Genomic DNA, 18337 nt, shown 5'->3' on the forward strand with positions numbered 1-18337 from the left:
CGCCGCGGCCGAGCCTGGCTAGACTGGCGCCATCGAAACCTTACAAACCGACCCGACATCACAGGGAGTGAACTCGTGGATCTTGGAATCAAAGGCCGCCGGGCCATCGTCTGCGCATCGAGCAAGGGACTAGGCCGTGCCTGCGCGATCGCGCTCGCCAATGAAGGGGTGCACGTCACCCTGACGGCGCGCGGCGCCGAGGCGCTGAAGCAGACCGCCGACGACATCCGCAAGGCCCATCCGTCCGTCACGGTGACCGAGATCGTCGGCGACATCACGACGGCGGCCGGACGCGAGGCCGTGCTCAGGGCCTGCCCCGAACCGGACATCCTGATCAACAATGCCGGCGGCCCGCCGCCCGGCGATTTCCGCAACTGGACCCGCGACGACTGGATCAAGGCGATCGATGCCAACATGCTGACGCCGATCGAGCTGATCAAGGCAACCGTCGACGGCATGATGGCGCGCAAGTTCGGCCGCATCGTCAACATCACCTCGGCCGCCGTGAAGGCGCCGATCGAGATCCTCGGCCTCTCCAACGGCGCCCGCGCCGGCCTCACCGGCTTCGTCGCCGGCCTGTCGCGCAAGACCGTGATCAACAATGTCACCATCAACGGCCTGCTGCCGGGCCCGTTCGACACCGACCGCCTGCGCGGCACCGCCAAGCCCGAGGCCGAGAAGCGCGGCATCTCGGCCGACCAGGTGCTGGCCGAGCGCGCCAAGCTGAACCCCGCCGGCCGCTTCGGCCGTCCCGACGAGTTCGGCTATGCCTGCGCGTTCCTGTGCGGCGACAAGGCCGGCTTCATCACCGGGCAGAACATTCTGCTCGACGGCGGCGCCTTCCCGGGCACGCTCTAGTGCCGCCGATTTGAAGCTCCTGCACTGTATGCGGCGAGACCGGTTTGGAGCTTCAAATCGGTCAAGCGGCACTAGAGATTCATGAGTCTTCTAGCGCCCTCTTGCTTTCCGAAGTTCGCGCACGAGGTCGCTGGACGAGTTCACGAACTTCGGAAAGGGGCGCTAGATGAGAGCAGTCTGGTACGAAAAAACCGGCGCGGCGCCGACGGTGCTCACTGTCGGTGAGATGCCGACGCCTGACGCGGGCCCTGGCGAAGTCCGCGTCCGCCTCGAAGCGTCGGGCGTGAATCCGGCCGATGTCGGCCGCCGCAGCGGCAACTATCGCGCGATGGAATTCCCGCGCGTGATCCCGAACAGCGACGGCGCGGGGATCATCGATCAGGTCGGTGAAGGCGTGACGCGCTTTGCGGTCGGCGACCGCGTCTGGTTGTTCAACGGCCAGCGCAACGGCCGCGCCTTCGGCACCGCGGCCGAATACATCGCGCTCGCCGACTACCTGGTGACGCCGCTGCCGCAGGACGTGTCGTTCGCCGCAGGTGCTACGCTCGGCATCCCCTGCATGACCGCGTGGTGCGCGCTGTTTGCCGACGGTCCGATCGCAGGGCAAACGGTGCTGGTCACCGGCGGCGCCGGCGCGGTCGGTCACTACGCCGTGCAATTGGCGAAGTGGGGCGGCGCGCGCGTGATCGCGACCGTCAGTTCAGAGGTCAAGGACGTCGAAGCGCGGCTGGCCGGCGCCGACGCCGTCGTCAACTACCGAACCGAGGACGTCGTCGCCAAGGTGATGGCCTTCACCGAGAACCGCGGCGTCGACCGCGTGATCGACGTCGATTTCGGCGGCAACCTCGCCACCACGCTGAAGCTCATGGCGATGAACTCGACCATCGCGGTCTATGCCAGCAACGGCAACCGCACGCCCACGCTGCCGGTGCGCGAATTGATGGAGAAATGCATCGCGGTGCGCACGCTGGTGCTGTTCGCGCTGCCGCCGACGTTGCTCGCGGCCGCGCAGGCCGACATCACCAAATGGTTGGAGTCGGGTACCCGCGTGCACAACATCGCCGGCCAATTCGCGCTGGCCGAGACCGCCGACGCCCATCTCGCGGTCGAGAAGGGCGACAAGATCGGTACCGTGATCGTCGACTGCGCGCGATAACACGCGGATGTTTTGCTTCTCCCTCTCCCCGTTCTCTTGTCCGTCGAAGCCCGCCTTCGGGCGAAGGCGGATTCGGGGAGAGGGTTGGGGTGAGGGGCTCTCGCCGCGAAAAAGGTGACGGCAGAGACTGCGGAAGCTCCCCCTCACCCGGATTGCATTCCGCTTCGCTGCATGCAATCCGACCTCTCCCCGCAAGCGGGGCGAGGTAAGTGAACAGCTCCTCCTACTGGATCGGCGTGATGCGCTCGTCGTTCGGCGAAAGGCCGAACTCGTCGAGCCCTTCGGCAAGAAAATCGCCGAGCATCGGCTCGCCCAGCAGATAGCTCGCGGTACGGCCGTTGCGGCCGCGCGCGGCCTCGCGGCGCAGATCGGCCCATTCCTCGATCGTGGCGTCGCCACGGCCGAGCCGCATCAGCGCAACCAGATCGACCTGCTCGTCCTCGGTCAGCGCGTCAATGAAGCCGGTGATCTCGCGCGCCACCGGATCATTGCCGTCATCCTCCAGCACGTCGATCATCTCGTCGTCGGCGCCGTTCGAGCCGGAGTCCGGATCGACGATGCCCTCCTTGACGTCGAATTCGCGCGCCTTCTCGATCAAGAAGCCGACCTTTTCGGGGGAGATTGTGAGTTCCGGCATTCGCGCACTCCTTGGTCCAACGAGGCGGTAACGCAGGAGGCGCCGACTTGATCCATTGCGCCGGCACGCGGAAACAAGCATGGTCGGGCCAGAGAACAAAAAACGGAGGGCACGCCGCATGCAATGGACGATCGGCAAGGTCAAAATCACCAAGGTCGTCGAGCTCGAGACCGTCGGCAGCACCCGCTTCATCCTGCCGCTCGCCGGCCGGGAGGAGATCCAGAGCCTGCCCTGGCTGATCCCGCATTTCGCCAATGAGGACGGCCGGCTGAAAATGTCGATCCACTCGCTGCTGGTGGAGACGCCGGAGCACCGCATCATCGTCGACACCGGGCTCGGCAACGACAAGCAGGGCCGCAACGTGCCGACCTGGAACAACCGCAGCGATCCGTTCCTGGAGAAGCTGACCGCGGCGGGATTTGCCCCTGACAGCATCGACACCGTGCTGTGCACGCATCTGCATGTCGACCATGTCGGCTGGAACACGAAGCTCGCCGGCGGCAAATGGGTGCCGACCTTCGCCAACGCACGTTACGTATTCGGCAGGACCGAATTCGAGCACTGGCGCGACCACAGTGACGATGCTGCGCACGCCGCGGTGTTCGCCGATTCCGTGAAGCCGATCGCGGACGCCGGCAAGGCCGAGCTGGTGCCGAGCGACCACCGCCTGACCGAGGAGATCACGCTGATCCCGACGCCGGGGCATAGCCCCGGCCACATGAGCATCCACATCAGGTCGGCGGGAGAGGAAGGGCTGCTGACCGGCGACGTCGCGCATCATCCCTGCCAGATGTATCACCTCGACTGGTCGTCGACCGCGGACTCCGACCAGAAGCAGTCGGCGGTGACGCGGCGCGAGCTGTTCTCACGCTTTGCCGACACGCCCACGCTGGTGATCGGCGGGCATTTCAATGCCGGCCACATCAAGCGCGACGGCAATGCGTTCAGGTTCATCGCGCTGGAGTGATCGGCCCGAACCGGCCTTGAAATAAGGCTTGGCAGCAATGCAGCGGCCTCATGGCGGTTGAATTTCCGCCCGCGCTGTTCCATGAAGCGTGTCGAGGTATACCAGTAACAATCCTCAGGACATCGTAGGGAGTGATCAACATGAAGCTTGTTCGTTATGGCGAAAAGGGTGCGGAAAAGCCCGGTCTGATCGATAAATCCGGCCAACTCCGCGACCTCTCGGCTCACCTGAAGGACCTGACCGGAGAGGCCTATTCGCCGGAATCGCTGAAGAAGCTCGCTGCCCTCGATCCCGCCTCCCTGCCCGCCGTCTCCGGCAAGCCGCGCTTCGGCGCCCCGGTCACGGGCATCTCGAAGTTCGTCGCGATCGGATTGAACTACACCGACCACGCCAAGGAAACCGGCAACCCGATTCCGTCGGAGCCGATCTTCTTCCTCAAGGCCAACACGGCGCTGTCGGGCCCGAACGACGCGGTCGAGAAGCCGCGCGGCTCGACCAAGCTCGACTGGGAAGTCGAGATCGCAGCGATCATCGGCACCCGCGCCAAGTATGTCTCGGAAGCCGACGCACTGAACCATGTCGCCGGCTACTGCATCTGCAACGACGTCTCCGAGCGCAATTTCCAGATCGAGCGCCTCGGTCAGTGGACCAAGGGCAAGTCGCACGACACGTTCGGTCCGGTCGGCCCGTGGCTCGCCACCAAGGACGAGATCGCCGACGTGCAGAAGCTCTCGATGTGGCTCGACGTCAACGGCCAACGCCGCCAGACCGGCTCGACCTCGACCATGATCTTCACCATGGCGAAGTGCATCTCCTACGTCTCGCAGTTCATGACGCTGCTGCCCGGCGACATCGTCACCACCGGCACTCCGCCTGGCGTCGGCACCGGCATGAAGCCGCCGCAATATCTCAATGTCGGCGACGTCGTGACGCTCGGCATCGAAGGCCTCGGCGAGCAGCGCCAGGAAATCGTCGCGGCTTGAGGTCCAGCCAGCGCCACCGCCGTCATTGCGAGCGAAGCGAAGCAATCCATCTATCCAAGCAAGCGGACAAATGGATTGCTTCGTCGCTTCGCTCCTCGCAATGACGCTCAAATTCGATAGCCCGCGCAAGGACCATCCATGAAACTCACCTTCTCTCCCGCCTCCCCGTTCGCCCGCAAGGTGCGCATCGCGGCGATCGAGCTTGGCCTGATCGACAAGATCGAATTCGTGCCGGCGACCGTTGCGCCCGGCACGGCCAACGACGAATACTCCAGGATCTCGCCGCTGAAGAAGCTGCCGGTGCTGATCCTCGACCATGGCGATGTGATCCTGGATTCCTACGTCATCGTCGAATATCTCAACGAGATCGGCGGCGGCCGGCTGATCCCGGGCTACGGCCCACGACGCTGGCAGCTGAAGACCGATCATTCGCTGCTCAACGGCATGCTCGATTCCATGCTGCTGTGCCGCTACGAGAAGATGGTGCGGCCGCAGGGCTCGCTGTGGCAGGCCTGGTATGACGATCACTGGAACCGGGCCTGGGCCGGTATGGCGCGGTTCGAGAACCGGCCGGACGTGCTCGATGGCTCGTCGTTCGACATCGCACAGATCGGCCTCGTCTGCGTGCTCGGCTACGCCGATTTCCGCTTCGCCGATTGCGGCTGGCGCAAGGCCTATCCGAAGCTCGACGCGTTCTACCAGAAAATGCTGGAGCGGCCGTCGGTGAAGATCTCGGCGCCGCCGCCGGCGTAACCGGACAAAGGCGGGGAGATGAAGATGCACGCACGTCTCCCTCGCTTCCCGGCGCGAGCCTTGCGCTCGTGTCGACGATTGCCGATCTCGATCTTGTGATGACGACGGCGGCAGCCCGGTACGGCCGGCCGAACGAAGCGCTTGCGGCGTTGGCTACCGCGCCGACATCATCACCTCACCGTGCGCGACGCGCACCGACCTTATCCAAGGAATCACCATGAGCCTGAAATTTTCAGCCGGCGATCTCACCATTCATCGCATTGTCGAGGAGGAAGGCAAGTTCCTGCCCGCGCAGGACATGTTTCCCGGCTTGACGCCGGAGCTGCTCGCCGAGAACCGCGCCTGGATGAAGGCGGCCGGTGCGCTCGACGACAGCGACACCTTGATCCTGGCATTCCAGTCCTACATCGTGAAGACACCGCACCACACCATCCTGATCGACAGCTGCATCGGCAATGACAAGCCGCGCCCGACGCGGCCGACCTGGAATATGAAGACCGATGACAATTATCTGCGCGGCCTCGCGGCGGCGGGCTTTTCGGTCGGTGACATCGACTATGTGATGTGCACGCATCTGCATGTCGATCATGTCGGCTGGAACACGCGGCTGGAGAACGGCCGCTGGGTGCCGACCTTCCCGAACGCGCGCTACGTGTTCGACAAGAGCGAATTCGACTATTGGACCGAGACCAATGCCAAGGCGGAGGTCCCGCCCTTCGTCGACAGCGTGCTGCCCGTGGTCGAGGCCAAGCGCGCCGAGCTCGTCGGCACTGATTTTGCGATCGGCGATCACCTGCGCATCCTGCCGACGCCCGGCCACACCCCGGGCCATGTCGCCTTCACTCTCGGCCGCGGCAAGGATGACGCGGTGTTTGCCGGCGATCTGATGCACTCGCCGATCCAGACGCTTTATCCGGAGCTGTCGCCGAAGTTCGACGTCGACCCGGCACTGGCAGCGAAGACGCGGCGCAGCTTCCTGGAACGCTATTGCGACACCGACACGCTGTGCTGCCCCGCGCATTTCCCCTCGCCGACCGTCGGCAAGATCAAGCGGAAGGGCAATGGGTTCGTGTGCGAGACGGTGAAGTAGGCGGGCGCTTCACCCTCCCCTGGAGGGGTCGACCCGTAGGGTGGGCAAAGCGAAGCGTGCCCGCCTTCAAGCGCACGGTGCAAGAAGGGTGGGCACGTTCGCTTGCGCTCCCTTTGCCCACCCCACGGTTTCGCAACTTGCGCCGCTCAATCGAACAAGCTCGGCGTGTGGTTCACCACCGCGCCCTCGATCTCGAGCATCTTCAGCTTGGTCACCACGCCGCCATTGGCCGAGAAGCCGCCCGGCTTGTTGCCGGCCGCGAGCACCCGGTGGCAGGGCACCACGATCGGGCACGGGTTGCGGCCCAATGCCTGGCCGACGTCGCGCGACAGCTCGACGCCGCCGAGCTGCTTGGCGATGTCACCATAGGTCATGGTCTTGCCCGGCGGAATCTTCCGCGCGATGTCGTAGACACCGCGGTTGAACTCCGGCACCCCGTCGAGATCGAGCACGATGTCGGCGAGGTCGTTCGGCTTGCCGGCAAGCAGCTCGATCATGCCGTCGATCGCGTGCTGCACCTCGGCCGGCGGGGCCGCCTCGGTGACCTCGCCGTTGCGCTGGGCAATCCGCTTGCGGGTTTTCTCCTCGGTGCCCATCGGCAGCTGCACGCCGGTGACGCCGTGCTCGCCCCAGACGACGCCGCAGGCGCCGATCATGGTCTCGAAGATTGCAAAATGCTGGCCGGTCATGGCTCGCTCCAGATGTTCCCTGATATCGTTGCTTCGGCTCACGCGTGAGCCTGCTGTTGATCTGAAATCTAGGCTTGGAGAATGTTGCTATCCACCCGAATTCCGTGGGAACTTGGGCCAAATCAACAACATCTCCTGCCCGTCCGCGAGCCCCCGAATGCACAGTCTCCACGTCAACGGTTTCGACATGCCCTATCTCGATATCGGCAAAGAGAGCGGCAAGGGGCCGCCGCTGCTCTGCGTGCATGGCTCGCTGTGCGATTTCCGGATCTGGTCGGCGGTGCTCGGGCCGCTGACGCAGGCGCATCGCGTGATCGCGGTCAGCCTGCGGCATTTCTTCCCGGCGCATTGGGACGGCGTCGGCGACACCTATTCGATCGCCCAGCATGTCGACGATGTGATCGCCTTCATCGAGGCCTTCGACACCAAACCGGTCGACCTGATGGGGCATTCCCGCGGCGGCCATATCTGCTTCCGCGTCGCGCAGCGAAGGCCGGACCTGCTGCGCAGGCTGATCCTCGCCGAACCCGGCGGCGAACTCGACGCGACCCTCGATCCGGATTTCAAGCCGGGCCCCTCACCACTGGCGGCGCGGATCGCGGCTTCCGCCGAGGTGATCGCCAAGGGCAACGTCGATGGCGGCTTGCAGATCTTCATGGACGCGCTGGAAGGCCCCGGTGCCTGGAAGCGGATTCCGGCAACTTCCAAGCAGCTGCTGCGCGATAACGCGACCACGCTGATCGGCCAGACCCGCGACCAGCGGCCGCCATTCTCGAAGGCGGACGCCGAGGCGATCAAGACGCCGACGCTGTTCATCGGCGGCGCCAACACCAAGGGCATGCTGCCGAAGGTGCTGCACGCGCTCGCCGCCAACGTGAAGGGTGCGCGTACCGAGATGATCCCCGGCACCACGCACCCGATGTTCGAGCAGGCCCCGCAGCGCTACTGCGAGATCGTGCTGGAATTTTTGGCGGGCTGAGCCGGCCCAACACTTCACCTCGCCCCGCTTGCGGGGAGAGGTCGGATCATGCAGCGTAGCGAAATGTGATCCGGGTGAGGGGGACAGGTCTATCCGACTACACTGCTCGCGGAGAGAGCCCCTCACCAACCGTCTCCCCGCATCCGCTTTCGCCCGAAGGCGGGCTTCGGCGGACAAGAGAACGGGGAGAGGGAGAGCTCTCACACCTTCCACGCACCGACCGGCTGACGCACGGCGACGTTCAGCCTGTTCCAGACATTGATCGCCGCGATGCCCAGCACCAAGGATGCAAGCTGCTGCTCGTCGAAATGCTTCGCGGCCTCGTCCCACACCGCGTCCGTGACCGGATCCTCGCGATCGCTGAGCCGGGTGACCGCTTCCGTCAGCGCCAGCGCGGCGCGTTCGGCGTCGGTGAAATACGGCGCATCGCGCCAGGCGCCGACCGCGAACAGCCGTTCGTCGGTCTCGCCGGCGCGCCGGGCGAGTTTTGGGTGCATATCGACGCAGACGCTGCAACCGTTGATCTGGCTGGCGCGCAGATGGACCAGTTCGAGCAGCTTTTCCGGCAAGGCCTGTTTGGTGCTTTCGCTGAGCGCCTGCAGCGCCTTCATGGCCTCGGGAACAACCATCACCGGGTGGTTCATGCGGGCTTTCATCATGTCAGTCTCCTGATTTGCCTTTTGACGCCGCCGTGCCGATCTGTTGTCACATCGGCCCAGTTTCGTTCGTCATGGCCATGACGGAGCGGACCAAGGGAATGTGACCGATGCACGAGAAGAAATTTCTGGCTGAGCAGTTCGAGGCCAACCGGCCGCGGCTGCGGGCGGTGGCCTATCGCATGCTCGGCTCGACCGCCGAAGTCGACGACGCGGTGCAGGAAACCTGGCTGCGGCTCGGCCGCACCGATGCCGCCGCGGTCGACAATCTCGGCGGATGGCTGACCACGGTGACCGCGCGGATCTGCCTCGACATGCTGCGTGCGCGCAAATCGCGCCGCGAGGAGCCGATGGGGGCGCACGTGCCCGAGCCGATCGCCGACAATCCGTCCGAGCGCGAGACCGAGATGGCGGACTCGGTCGGTGCGGCGTTGCTCGTGGTGCTGGAAACGCTGGCGCCGGCCGAGCGGCTGGCCTTCGTGCTGCACGACATGTTCGCGGTGCCGTTCGAGGAGATCGCGCCGATCGTCGGGCGCACGCCGGCCGCCGCGCGGCAACTGGCAAGCCGCGCGCGTCGCCGCGTGCAGGGCACGCCGCCTGCGCCGGATGCCGATCTCAGCCGGCAGCGCGGCATCGTCGAGGCTTTCCTTGCGGCGTCCCGCAACGGCGATTTCGAGGGGCTGCTTGCGGTGCTCGCGCCCGACGTCGTGGTGCGCGCCGATCAGGCCGCGCAGCGGCTCGGCTCGCTGCCGGTGATCCGCGGCGCGGCGGCGGTCGCCGAAAGCTTCAAGGGACGCGCTCAGGCCGCGAAGCCGGCGCTGGTCGACGGCGAGATCGGCGTTGCCGTCATTCTCGGCGGCAGACTGCGCGTCGTGCTGCGGGTCACGATCGCAGGCGACAGAATCGCGGCGATCGACGCGACCGCCGAGCCGGCCGAGATCGAAGCACTTGATGTCGAGGTGCTCGATCGCGCCTGACGCGGCTGGATCGCGATGCTAGTCTCTCGCTGCGCTCACGCAGGGAGGACAATCATGAAACGATCCATCAAATTGCTCGCGTCGGCCGGACTGCTCGCCCTCGCCTCGTCCTCCGCTCTTGCCGCCGCGGATGAGAAGCTGCGCGCGGCCGCCGAGCAGGCCCAACCGGCCGTGATCGAGAGCCTGCACGACATGGTGCTGATCGAATCAGGCTCCAGCGATGTCGACGGCCTGAACAAGATGGCCGACTACACCGAAGCGCGGCTGAAGGCGCTCGGCGCCAGGACCGAGCGCCGCAAGACCACGAAGGGTGCCGGCGCCGACATGGTGATCGGCACATTTGAAGGGACCGGCAGCAGGAAGCTGATGCTGATCGCGCATATGGATACGGTCTATGAGCACGGCATCCTCGACAGCCAGCCCTACAAGGTCGAGGGCAGCAGGATCTATGGACCCGGCATCGCCGACGACAAGGGCGGCATCGCCGTCATCCTGCATTCGCTGAAGATCCTGAACGACGCGGGCTGGCACGACTACGCCAGGCTTACGGTATCGTTCAATCCGGATGAGGAGGTCGGCTCGATCGGTTCCGGCGAGATCATCGCCGAGCTCGCCGACCAGCACGATGTGGTCTTGTCCTGCGAGCCGACCGTGGCATCGCCGGTCGCCAGGAATGAGAGCCTGCTGCTCGGCGCTAGCGGCACCGCGACCGGCACGATCGATGTGAAGGGCAAGGCCTCGCATGCCGGCGCCGCACCGCAGCTCGGCCGCAACGCGCTGCTCGAGCTCGCGCATCAATTGCTGCAAACCCAGGACGTCGCGAAATCCATTCCCGGCACGCAGCTGAACTGGACCACCGCGAAGGCCGGCACGGTGCGCAACCAGATTCCCGATCATGCCACCGCCGGCGCCGATATCCGTCTCACCATTCCGGACGGCGTGCAGAAGCTGCAAGCGGCACTCGACGAGAAGGTAAAGGACAGACTGATCCCCGACACCGAGGTGAGCGTGAAGGTCGTCGCCGGCCGCCCGCCTTTCATCGCAAACGATCGCGGCCGCGCACTCGCAAAACAGGGACAGGCGATCTATGCCGAGCTCGACCGCACGCTCGACATTGCGGAGATGACCGGCGGCGCGACCGACGCCGGCTACGCCGCGCGCAGCGGCAAGGCGATCGTGGTCGAGAGCTTCGGCCTCGCCGGCTGGGGCTATCACGCGCGCGACGAATACATCGACACCAACTCGATCGTGCCGCGGCTCTATCTGATGACGCGGATGCTGATGGAGCTGGGCAAGGCGAGGTAGCGGGGCGCAACGGCATCGCATTGGGACAGCAGCGCCGATCTTTCGCGCCGGCGCCCGGGGCCACCCCTCCCCACTCTCCCCGCATCCGCCTTCGCCAAGAGGCTTCGGCGGACAAGAAGGGGGGAGGGAGCCCTGCACGACGCTCACCTCACTGAGCTCATTATCCGCCCGGGCCACGGTGCCCATCGCTCCGAGGCAAATCTCCGCCGCAATCGAGGCGCTCATCAAGCCTTGGAAGAAAACATCAATATATCAACGGCTTATCGGCGCCGAAAACTGTTGCCTTGACCGCTTTCGCAACCCGCAGTAGCGTCTATTTCGAATACGGAATTCCGTATTCCAAATTGGACTGAAAGCATGATCCCGTTGGACCCGCTTCCGAACCTGATCGACCAGGTCTACGGGCGATTGCTCGAAGCGATCATCGACCGCACATTGCTGCCCGGCCAGCGCATCACCCAGAACGAATTGGCTGAAAAGCTCGGCGTCTCGCGCCAGCCGATCTCGCACGCACTGCATCTGTTGCATCGCCAGGGTCTCGTCGCGGAGAGCGGCAAGCGCGGCTTCGAGGTGACGCAGCTCGATCCGCAGCGGATCCGCGAGCTGTATGAAGTGCGCGGCGCCATCGATGCGCTCGCCGCACGGCTTGCCGCGACGCATGTGAAAGAGGATGCGGCGGCACGCACACAGCTCGAGGCCGCGCTCGAGGCCGGCCGCGCGATCGACGACCACGCGCCGCTGGCGCGGCTGATCGCGCTCGACGTCGACTTCCACAGCGCGATCTATCGGCTCGCCGGCAATTCCGCGATTGAGGAGATGATCACACCGCAGTGGCCGCATATGCGCCGCTCGATGGCGACTGTGCTCGCCGAGCTCGATTACCGCGACAGCGCCTGGACCGAGCACGAGGCCATCGCCGCGCATATTTTCTCCGGCAATGCCGCCGCCGCCGAGGCTGCCGCGCTGGCGCATGCGCAGACGGCGGGGCGGATGACCGAACAGAAGCTGAGGGCCATCAACGTGGCGGCGTGAGTAGGGCTGTCGTTCCGGGATGGTCCGAAGGACCAGACCACAGATGCGCAATTGCGCATCGGGGAACCTCGAGATTCCGGGTTCGATGCTTCGCATTGCCCCGAAATGACAATCATAACAACAGGAGGAAAGAACCATGAAACTGACCCAAGAACAGGTCGAATTTTTCCACCGCGAAGGCTGGCTGTTCCTGCCCGAGCTGTTCAACCAGGAAGAGGTCGATTTCCTCGCCCGCGAGGCGGTCGCGATCTATGACGCCAACCGTCCCGAGGTGTGGCGCGAGAAGAGCGGCGCGCCGCGCACGGCTTTCGCCGCGCATCTCTACAACGAGGCGTTCGGCATCCTCGGCGCGCATCCGCGCATGATCGACCCGATCGAGCAGCTGTTCGGTGAGAAGGTCTACATGCACCAGTTCAAGATCAACGCCAAGGCGGCCTTCACCGGCGACGTCTGGCAGTGGCACCAGGATTACGGCACCTGGAAGCGCGACGACGGCATGCCGGAGCCGCGCGCGATGAACATCGCGATCTTCCTCGACGAGGTGATGCCGATCAACGGCCCGCTGATGCTGGTGCCGCAGAGCCAGACCGCTGGCGACCTCAAGGCCTCGCACGATCTCGAAACCACGTCCTACCCGCTGTGGACGCTGGACGAGGAGACCGTGACCCGCCTCGTCAAGCAGGGCGGCATCGTCGCGCCGACCGGCAAGCCCGGCGGGATGCTGATGTTCCACGGCAATCTGGTGCACGGATCGAGCGGCCAACATCACGCCCTACCCGCGCAAGATCGTCTATCTGACCTTGAACGCGGTCTCCAACTACATCCGCACCCCGACGCGGCCGGATTACATCGCGCATCGCGACTTCACGCCGATCCAGACGGTTGCCGACGACGCGCTGCTGCGGCTGGCCCGTGCGCCGCGGCAGGCGGCGGAGTAAGCTCTCGAGACCCCGTCATTCCGGGGCTCGCGAAGCGAGAGCCCGGAATCCATTTAACCGCACGGTTCGTAGTACAATGGATTCCGGGCTCGCGACTTCGTCGCGCCCCGGAATGACGGCCTTTTCCTCGTCGCATCCGCGCGATCAAATCCGATGGCAACCAGCACATGAACCTGCATCACCTCCTCAAAACCCGCGCCGCCGCCGGCAAGCCGGTGCGCGTTGTCCTGATCGGCGCCGGAAAATTCGGCTCGATGTTCCTGTCGCAGGTGCCGCATACGCCGGGGCTCGAGGTGCCCGTGATCGTCGATCTCGATCGCGATCGCGCCCGCGAGGCGTGTCGCACCGTCGGCTGGGACGAGGCGCGGATCAACGCGACCACCTTCACCGACGACGGCGCACGCGCGAGCGCCGGCGGCACGTTCGATGTCGTGGTGGAAGCAACCGGCAATCCCGCCGTCGGCATCCGCCATGCCCGCGCGGCGATCGCGGCCGGCAAGCATGTCGTGATGGTCAATGTCGAGGCCGATGTGCTGGCGGGCCCGCTGCTCGCCGAAGAGGCACGCAAGGCCGGCGTGGTCTATTCGCTCGCCTATGGCGACCAGCCGGCGCTGACCGCGGAGATGGTCGACTGGGCGCGCGCCACCGGCTTTCGCGTCGTCGCCGCCGGCAAGGGCACCAAGTACCTGCCGGCCTATCATGACGTGACACCGGAGGGGGTGTGGCAGCATTACGGGCTCACCCCGGGTGAGGCGCAATCCGCCGGCATGAACCCGCAGATGTTCAACTCCTTCCTCGACGGCACCAAATCCGCGATCGAGATGGCGGCGATCGCCAACGCCTGCACCCTCGACGTGCCGTCGGAGGGACTGCTGTTTCCGCCCTGCGGCGTCGACGATCTGCCGCATGTGATGCGGCCGCGCGAGGCGGGCGGCGTGCTGGAGAAATCCGGCATCGTCGAGGTGGTGTCGTCGCTGGAGCGCGACGGCCGCCCCGTGTTTCGCGATCTGCGCTGGGGCGTCTATGTGGTGCTGGAGGCGCCGAACGATTATGCCGCCGATTGCTTCAAGCAATACGGTCTCAAGACCGATGCGTCCGGCCGCTATGCCGCGATGTACAAGCCCTATCATCTGATCGGGCTCGAGCTGAATATTTCGGTGCTGTCGGCGGCGCTGCGCAACGAGCCGACCGGACAGCCGCGCGGCTTCCGCGGCGACGTCGCGTCGGTGGCCAAGCGCAATCTGCGCGCCGGCGAGATGCTCGACGGCGAAGGCGGCTACACGGTGTGGGGCAAACTGATGCCGGCTGCTGCGAGCCTCGCCACCGGCGCGCTCCCGATCGGGCTCGCCCATCGCGTCAAGCTGAAGAACGACGTCGCCCATGGCGCGGTGGTGCGATGGAGCGACGTCGAGGTCGACGAAGCGAACGACACGATCAAGACGCGCAAGGCGATGGAGCGGGCATTTTCGTAGGAAGTCACCTCGCCCCGCTCTTGCGGGGAGAGGTCGGCGCGAAGCGCCGGGTGAGGGGCGATCTCCGCGAGTTCGTTTTCGACTATATTTGCGGAACGAGCCCCTCACCCCAACCCTCTCCCCGCATCCGCCTTCGCCCGAAGGCGGGCTTCGGCGGACAAGAGAATAGGGAGAGGGAGGAGCAAGCGGCCAGAGCACGACTCCAACAACTCACGGCAGCAGCCGGCTCGCCTTCGCCAGCCTAAACCACTTCCGGAACATCACCTCGGTGTCCATCATCTCGGTGAAACCGGCCTGGTTGATCTTCACCGTCGAGACGATCGAGGGCGGACCGGATTCGGTCTGCCCGTAGCGCATGCTGTAATCGGCATATTGGAACGACAGGCCGACGAACTCCTCCAGACCCGGCGCGATCAGATCGTGCCTGCTGCGCAGCTCGTCCCATAGCGGAATCCAATTCGGATATTCCTGCGCCAGCGACAGCGGCACATGCCGGCCCGGCGCCATCTCGAGCGCATCAGCGACCGACGGCCAGATATTTTCCCAGGTGAAGACGTCGCCATTGGTGACGTTGAACGCCTCGTTGCGCGCGGCCTGGGTCTCGCCCGACCATGCGATCGCGCGCGCCAGGAGGTCGACGTCGACCGCCTGGGCGACGCGCGGCGCCCCGCCGGGATAATCCAGCGGCCTGCCCTGCGCGCGCAGTACCGCCGCATAGACGCCGAGCGGCGGGATCAAATCCATCGCGCCGCCCATGGCTTCGCCGATGATCAGGACCGGACGCAGGATGCTCCAGTACCAGCTCTTGCCGCGCTGCAGCTCGCGCAGGAAATTCTCCTGCGCCCAGTAGAAATTCGGCTGCTCGTACATTTCCGAGCGGCCCTCGCGCGCCGGCACCGTGAGCGGCCGGACGTGCACACCATAAGCCTTGGTGCCCTGCAGCAGCGCGACATGCTTGAGGTCGGGCGCTGCGGGTTCGAGGACGCCCATCAGATTGCGCAGCATCCGGTCGTTGGTTGCGATCTGCCCGGCATCGCGCCAGCCATCGACCAGGCTGGGCGCCTCATAGAGCGCGGCATAGATCAGGTGCGTTGCACCGGCGAGCGCGGCCGCGGCACGGCGGCAATCCTCGGCATTGGCGAGATCGATCGGCACGTGCCGCGCGCCGTAGAGCTCGCGCGGCTTGCGGCGCGACAGCGCGATGCGCTCGCAATCGCCGGATGCGCCGAAGTGTCGCAAGGCGGCGCTGCCGACGAGACCGGTCGCGCCGGCGACCACGACTTTCTTGTTGGCCATGTCCTTGACCTCCCTTACCTGCCCTGCGTAGCAGATCGCGGCGGCGGCGGCATCGTCGCGGCGAGTATCGGATGAGACCTGTAGCGCAACTTTCCTTCGCACCTGCAGTGTAGGCAGACGCTTGATTTCCTCCGGCAAACGATCATCCTGACCGGTGGAACCGGGCGCCCGGATTTCCACACAAGAGCCTGTCGAGGGCCACCGGACACATTCATCACAGCAACGTCGATCGATCGGCGAAGAAAGACGGCACCAAGATCGTTCCCCTTGTCGAGGCATCGGCACACAGGAGGGAATTGCATGAAGCGTCGTGATTTCTTGACGGCAGGCGGCGTCGGGCTGGCTGCGACGGCGGTGGCTGCGCCCGCGGTCGCGCAATCGATGCCCGAGGTCAGGTGGCGGCTTGCGGCGAGCTGGCCGAAGGCGCTCGACACGCTCTATGGCGGCTGTGAATTCTTCTGCAAGCGCGTCGCCGAGATCACCGACAACCGATTCCAGATCCAGTCCTTTGCCGCCGGCGAGATCGTGCCCGGCTTGCAGGTGCTGGACGCGGTCTCCAACGGCACGGTCGAGATGGGCAACACTGCGCTGTATTATTACTGGGGCAAGAATCCCGCCTTCACTTTCGGCACGTCGCTGCCGTTCGGCCTCAACACGCGCCAGCATATCTCCTGGCTGCAATGGGGCGGCGGCAGCGAGCTGATCAACAATTTGCTCAGCGAGTACAATTGCGTCGGCATTCCGACCGGCTCGACCGGCGCCCAGATGGGCGGCTGGTTCCGGAAGGAGATCAAGTCGATGGCGGATCTGCAGGGGCTGAAATTCCGCGTCGGCGGCTTCGCCGGCACCATCATCGCCAAGGTCGGCGGCGTGCCGCAGCAGATCGCCGGCGGCGACATCTATCCGGCGCTGGAGAAAGGCACCATCGACGCCGCCGAATGGGTCGGGCCGTATGACGACGAGAAGCTCGGCTTCGTCAAGGTCGCGAAATTCTATTACTACCCCGGCTGGTGGGAAGGCACCGGCCAGGGCCACAATGTGATGAACAAGGACAAGTGGAATGCGCTGCCGAAGCATTATCAGGCCGCGATCCAGGCCGCCTCCGAAGACACCTTCACCTGGGTGACCGGCAAATATGATGCGGTCAATCCGCCGGCGCTGAAACGCCTGATCGTCGCCGGCGCGCAGCTGCGGCCGTTCCCGCAGGAGGTGCTGGAGGCCTGCTACAGCGCCGCCAACGAGATCTACGCCGATCTCGCCAAGAGCAATCCGCATTTCGGCAAGATGTATGCGAGCCTCTCCGCCTATCGCAACGAATCGCTGGCCTGGATGCAGGTCGCCGAGCTCTCGTTCGACAGCTTCATGATGCGGATGCGCACGCGGACTTGAGGCGAACGCGACGGTTTTACACTGCTTGTCATTGCTAGGAGCGATAGCGACGAGGCAATCCATCTCTGTACTTGCTGCGCGATGGATTGCTTCGCTTCGCTCGCAATGACGGGACCGATGGTTTGCTGCCTCTGAACCGAGGACGAGGCTGGAATAAAAAAGCCCCGGAGAAATTCTCCGGGGCTGATTCTTAATTCAAGCCTGATTCGGCGGGCGCCTCAGTTGTCGTCGCTGCCGCCGAACTCTTCCATCAGCTTGTCGTAGCTCTTGGTCACGAGGTCGATGTTGCCCTTGTTCTCGACTGCGGGCGGCGGCGATTTCAGGGCTTCGTTGAGGTCGGCGAGCGCGTCCTTCTTGTCCTTGGCCGACATCTTCTTGTCGGCCTGGACCTGGGCGATCTGCGCCTTCACGACGGCCTCGGGGCCGACATACTTCTTGGTCTGCGGATCGAAGCCGCCGAGCACCAGCGAGATGTTGTCGACGACGTTGTTGTAGTCGTCATAGCTGGCAAAGCCGTTCTTCTTGGCGATCGCCTCGAGCTGGGCGACGATCTTCGGATCCGGCTTGGCATCCTGCGAGAGCTTTGCGGTGATCGGGTCCATTTCCTTGGCCGCGGCGATCGCACCATCGATCTGCTTGTCGGTCAACGCGATCTGCTTGATCGGCGGAAGCTGGTCCTGTGCCGGAGCAGCGGCCTGCGCGGCGGGCGACGGCGCCGTCTGCTGCTTGGCCTGCGCGAATGCGCCGCTGTTCGACGCTGCGGTCATCGCGATCGCAAGACATGCGACGCTCAACGCAGCAGTTACGGGACGGACGATCTCACGCATGGAAGTCTCCTTGTTGGGGCAGGTTTGTTGCCGAGCCTCTTGACGGGAACTGGTACGGAAATCGAAATGAACGGCCCATGAACTTTCGTCGTAGACGATGATGGGCGTTCGTGGCCGAATGATCACAAGCAGTTCAGGGCTTGTTGATACGCCCGGGTGCGGCCGAACGTCCTCCGACGAAACCAACGAAACGTCATCGTGGATGTGAATGCCGGCGGAGGTTGGATGTTCCGCTTCAATGTGCATCGTCCGACGAATGGCGCGAAGCGATGCCGGGCTTGGGCGCCGACGCGCCGCTTCACTTCTATTCACCGCCGGATACGGAACGCGCCA

Annotated in this window: 17 protein-coding genes and 1 pseudogene; 13 read left to right on the forward strand and 5 right to left on the reverse strand. The window is 65.0% G+C overall.

From position 1 onward, the window contains the following. The first annotated feature begins 75 nt into the window (after positions 1-75). Together ACVINW_RS05615 and ACVINW_RS05620 are read left to right on the forward strand one after the other, a co-directional pair. Positions 76-858, forward strand: a complete 783-nt coding sequence (locus tag ACVINW_RS05615; protein WP_456750378.1) for an SDR family oxidoreductase — start codon at positions 76-78, stop codon at positions 856-858. A 166-nt stretch (positions 859-1024) separates the two neighbouring features. Next, positions 1025-2014 carry an NADPH:quinone reductase gene (locus tag ACVINW_RS05620; protein WP_456750379.1) on the forward strand — a complete coding sequence of 330 codons (990 nt, stop codon included), beginning with the start codon at positions 1025-1027 and terminating at the stop codon, positions 2012-2014. 223 nt (positions 2015-2237) lie between these two features. On the opposite strand, the gene ACVINW_RS05625 is transcribed toward ACVINW_RS05620, so the two are convergent. After that, a complete protein-coding gene (locus tag ACVINW_RS05625) occupies positions 2238-2651 on the reverse strand; it encodes a DUF3775 domain-containing protein (protein WP_456750380.1) in 414 nt (137 codons plus the stop codon). Positions 2652-2769: 118 nt separating this feature from the next. On the opposite strand from ACVINW_RS05625, the gene ACVINW_RS05630 reads away from it, so the two are divergent. The 4 genes from ACVINW_RS05630 (at position 2770) to ACVINW_RS05645 (ending at position 6444) form a co-directional block, all read left to right on the forward strand. After that, positions 2770-3618 carry an MBL fold metallo-hydrolase gene (locus tag ACVINW_RS05630; RefSeq protein ID WP_456750381.1) on the forward strand — a complete coding sequence of 283 codons (849 nt, stop codon included), beginning with the start codon at positions 2770-2772 and terminating at the stop codon, positions 3616-3618. A 140-nt stretch (positions 3619-3758) separates the two neighbouring features. Next, positions 3759-4601, forward strand: a complete 843-nt coding sequence (locus tag ACVINW_RS05635) for a fumarylacetoacetate hydrolase family protein (protein ID WP_456750382.1) — start codon at positions 3759-3761, stop codon at positions 4599-4601. A gap of 138 nt (positions 4602-4739) precedes the next feature. Continuing rightward, complete coding sequence (locus ACVINW_RS05640) at positions 4740-5354, forward strand: glutathione S-transferase family protein (protein WP_456750383.1); 615 nt, start codon at positions 4740-4742, stop codon at positions 5352-5354. A 217-nt stretch (positions 5355-5571) separates the two neighbouring features. Further along, positions 5572-6444 carry an MBL fold metallo-hydrolase gene (locus tag ACVINW_RS05645; protein WP_456750384.1) on the forward strand — a complete coding sequence of 291 codons (873 nt, stop codon included), beginning with the start codon at positions 5572-5574 and terminating at the stop codon, positions 6442-6444. 146 nt (positions 6445-6590) lie between these two features. Here the strand turns inward: ACVINW_RS05645 and ACVINW_RS05650 are convergent, their stop codons facing one another. Continuing rightward, complete coding sequence (locus tag ACVINW_RS05650; RefSeq protein ID WP_456750385.1) at positions 6591-7133, reverse strand: methylated-DNA--[protein]-cysteine S-methyltransferase; 543 nt, start codon at positions 7131-7133, stop codon at positions 6591-6593. 157 nt (positions 7134-7290) lie between these two features. On the opposite strand from ACVINW_RS05650, the gene ACVINW_RS05655 reads away from it, so the two are divergent. After that, complete coding sequence (locus ACVINW_RS05655; RefSeq protein WP_456750386.1) at positions 7291-8112, forward strand: alpha/beta fold hydrolase; 822 nt, start codon at positions 7291-7293, stop codon at positions 8110-8112. 200 nt (positions 8113-8312) lie between these two features. Here the strand turns inward: ACVINW_RS05655 and ACVINW_RS05660 are convergent, their stop codons facing one another. Beyond that, entirely contained in the window at positions 8313-8768 is a 456-nt protein-coding gene (locus tag ACVINW_RS05660) for a carboxymuconolactone decarboxylase family protein (protein WP_456756311.1), read from the reverse strand. Positions 8769-8878: 110 nt separating this feature from the next. Here ACVINW_RS05660 and ACVINW_RS05665 point away from each other — a divergent pair, with 110 nt between their 5' ends. The 5 genes and pseudogenes from ACVINW_RS05665 (at position 8879) to ACVINW_RS05685 (ending at position 14492) form a co-directional block, all read left to right on the forward strand. Further along, positions 8879-9745 (forward strand): sigma-70 family RNA polymerase sigma factor, encoded by an 867-nt coding sequence (locus ACVINW_RS05665; RefSeq protein ID WP_456750387.1) that lies wholly within the window; start codon positions 8879-8881, stop codon positions 9743-9745. A 54-nt stretch (positions 9746-9799) separates the two neighbouring features. Further along, positions 9800-11050 carry a M20/M25/M40 family metallo-hydrolase gene (locus tag ACVINW_RS05670; protein WP_456750388.1) on the forward strand — a complete coding sequence of 417 codons (1251 nt, stop codon included), beginning with the start codon at positions 9800-9802 and terminating at the stop codon, positions 11048-11050. A 357-nt stretch (positions 11051-11407) separates the two neighbouring features. After that, the gene (locus tag ACVINW_RS05675) at positions 11408-12082 is read left to right on the forward strand and encodes a GntR family transcriptional regulator (RefSeq protein ID WP_456750389.1); all 675 of its coding nucleotides are present in this window, start codon (positions 11408-11410) and stop codon (positions 12080-12082) included. Positions 12083-12218: 136 nt separating this feature from the next. Next, positions 12219-13020 (forward strand): annotated as a pseudogene (locus ACVINW_RS05680) (phytanoyl-CoA dioxygenase family protein). A 167-nt stretch (positions 13021-13187) separates the two neighbouring features. Beyond that, a complete protein-coding gene (locus ACVINW_RS05685; RefSeq protein WP_456750390.1) occupies positions 13188-14492 on the forward strand; it encodes an NAD(P)H-dependent oxidoreductase in 1305 nt (434 codons plus the stop codon). Positions 14493-14702: 210 nt separating this feature from the next. Here ACVINW_RS05685 and ACVINW_RS05690 read toward each other — a convergent pair whose 3' ends face one another. Next, positions 14703-15788 (reverse strand): NAD-dependent epimerase/dehydratase family protein, encoded by a 1086-nt coding sequence (locus ACVINW_RS05690; protein WP_456750391.1) that lies wholly within the window; start codon positions 15786-15788, stop codon positions 14703-14705. A gap of 300 nt (positions 15789-16088) precedes the next feature. Here ACVINW_RS05690 and ACVINW_RS05695 point away from each other — a divergent pair, with 300 nt between their 5' ends. Next, on the forward strand, positions 16089-17177 hold the full coding sequence (locus tag ACVINW_RS05695) for a TRAP transporter substrate-binding protein (protein WP_456750392.1): 1089 nt from the start codon (positions 16089-16091) through the stop codon (positions 17175-17177). A gap of 218 nt (positions 17178-17395) precedes the next feature. Here ACVINW_RS05695 and ACVINW_RS05700 read toward each other — a convergent pair whose 3' ends face one another. Further along, positions 17396-18004 carry a hypothetical protein gene (locus ACVINW_RS05700; RefSeq protein WP_456750393.1) on the reverse strand — a complete coding sequence of 203 codons (609 nt, stop codon included), beginning with the start codon at positions 18002-18004 and terminating at the stop codon, positions 17396-17398. Positions 18005-18337 lie beyond the last annotated feature (333 nt).

It is taken from the genome of Bradyrhizobium sp. USDA 4461 (assembly GCF_054055655.1).

What these genes read in the sequence shown, in the direction of transcription:
- ACVINW_RS05675 (WP_456750389.1), top strand. Translation starts at nt 11,408, where the DNA reads ATGATCCCGTTGGACCCGCTTCCGAACCTGATCGACCAGGTCTACGGG.
- ACVINW_RS05670 (WP_456750388.1), top strand. Translation starts at nt 9,800, where the DNA reads ATGAAACGATCCATCAAATTGCTCGCGTCGGCCGGACTGCTCGCCCTC.
- ACVINW_RS05655 (WP_456750386.1), top strand. Translation starts at nt 7,291, where the DNA reads ATGCACAGTCTCCACGTCAACGGTTTCGACATGCCCTATCTCGATATC.
- ACVINW_RS05665 (WP_456750387.1), top strand. Translation starts at nt 8,879, where the DNA reads ATGCACGAGAAGAAATTTCTGGCTGAGCAGTTCGAGGCCAACCGGCCG.
- ACVINW_RS05650 (WP_456750385.1), bottom strand. Translation starts at nt 7,133, where the DNA reads ATGACCGGCCAGCATTTTGCAATCTTCGAGACCATGATCGGCGCCTGC.
- ACVINW_RS05685 (WP_456750390.1), top strand. Translation starts at nt 13,188, where the DNA reads ATGAACCTGCATCACCTCCTCAAAACCCGCGCCGCCGCCGGCAAGCCG.
- ACVINW_RS05630 (WP_456750381.1), top strand. Translation starts at nt 2,770, where the DNA reads ATGCAATGGACGATCGGCAAGGTCAAAATCACCAAGGTCGTCGAGCTC.
- ACVINW_RS05620 (WP_456750379.1), top strand. Translation starts at nt 1,025, where the DNA reads ATGAGAGCAGTCTGGTACGAAAAAACCGGCGCGGCGCCGACGGTGCTC.
- ACVINW_RS05635 (WP_456750382.1), top strand. Translation starts at nt 3,759, where the DNA reads ATGAAGCTTGTTCGTTATGGCGAAAAGGGTGCGGAAAAGCCCGGTCTG.
- ACVINW_RS05700 (WP_456750393.1), bottom strand. Translation starts at nt 18,004, where the DNA reads ATGCGTGAGATCGTCCGTCCCGTAACTGCTGCGTTGAGCGTCGCATGT.
- ACVINW_RS05625 (WP_456750380.1), bottom strand. Translation starts at nt 2,651, where the DNA reads ATGCCGGAACTCACAATCTCCCCCGAAAAGGTCGGCTTCTTGATCGAG.
- ACVINW_RS05695 (WP_456750392.1), top strand. Translation starts at nt 16,089, where the DNA reads ATGAAGCGTCGTGATTTCTTGACGGCAGGCGGCGTCGGGCTGGCTGCG.
- ACVINW_RS05690 (WP_456750391.1), bottom strand. Translation starts at nt 15,788, where the DNA reads ATGGCCAACAAGAAAGTCGTGGTCGCCGGCGCGACCGGTCTCGTCGGC.
- ACVINW_RS05640 (WP_456750383.1), top strand. Translation starts at nt 4,740, where the DNA reads ATGAAACTCACCTTCTCTCCCGCCTCCCCGTTCGCCCGCAAGGTGCGC.
- ACVINW_RS05660 (WP_456756311.1), bottom strand. Translation starts at nt 8,768, where the DNA reads ATGAAAGCCCGCATGAACCACCCGGTGATGGTTGTTCCCGAGGCCATG.
- ACVINW_RS05645 (WP_456750384.1), top strand. Translation starts at nt 5,572, where the DNA reads ATGAGCCTGAAATTTTCAGCCGGCGATCTCACCATTCATCGCATTGTC.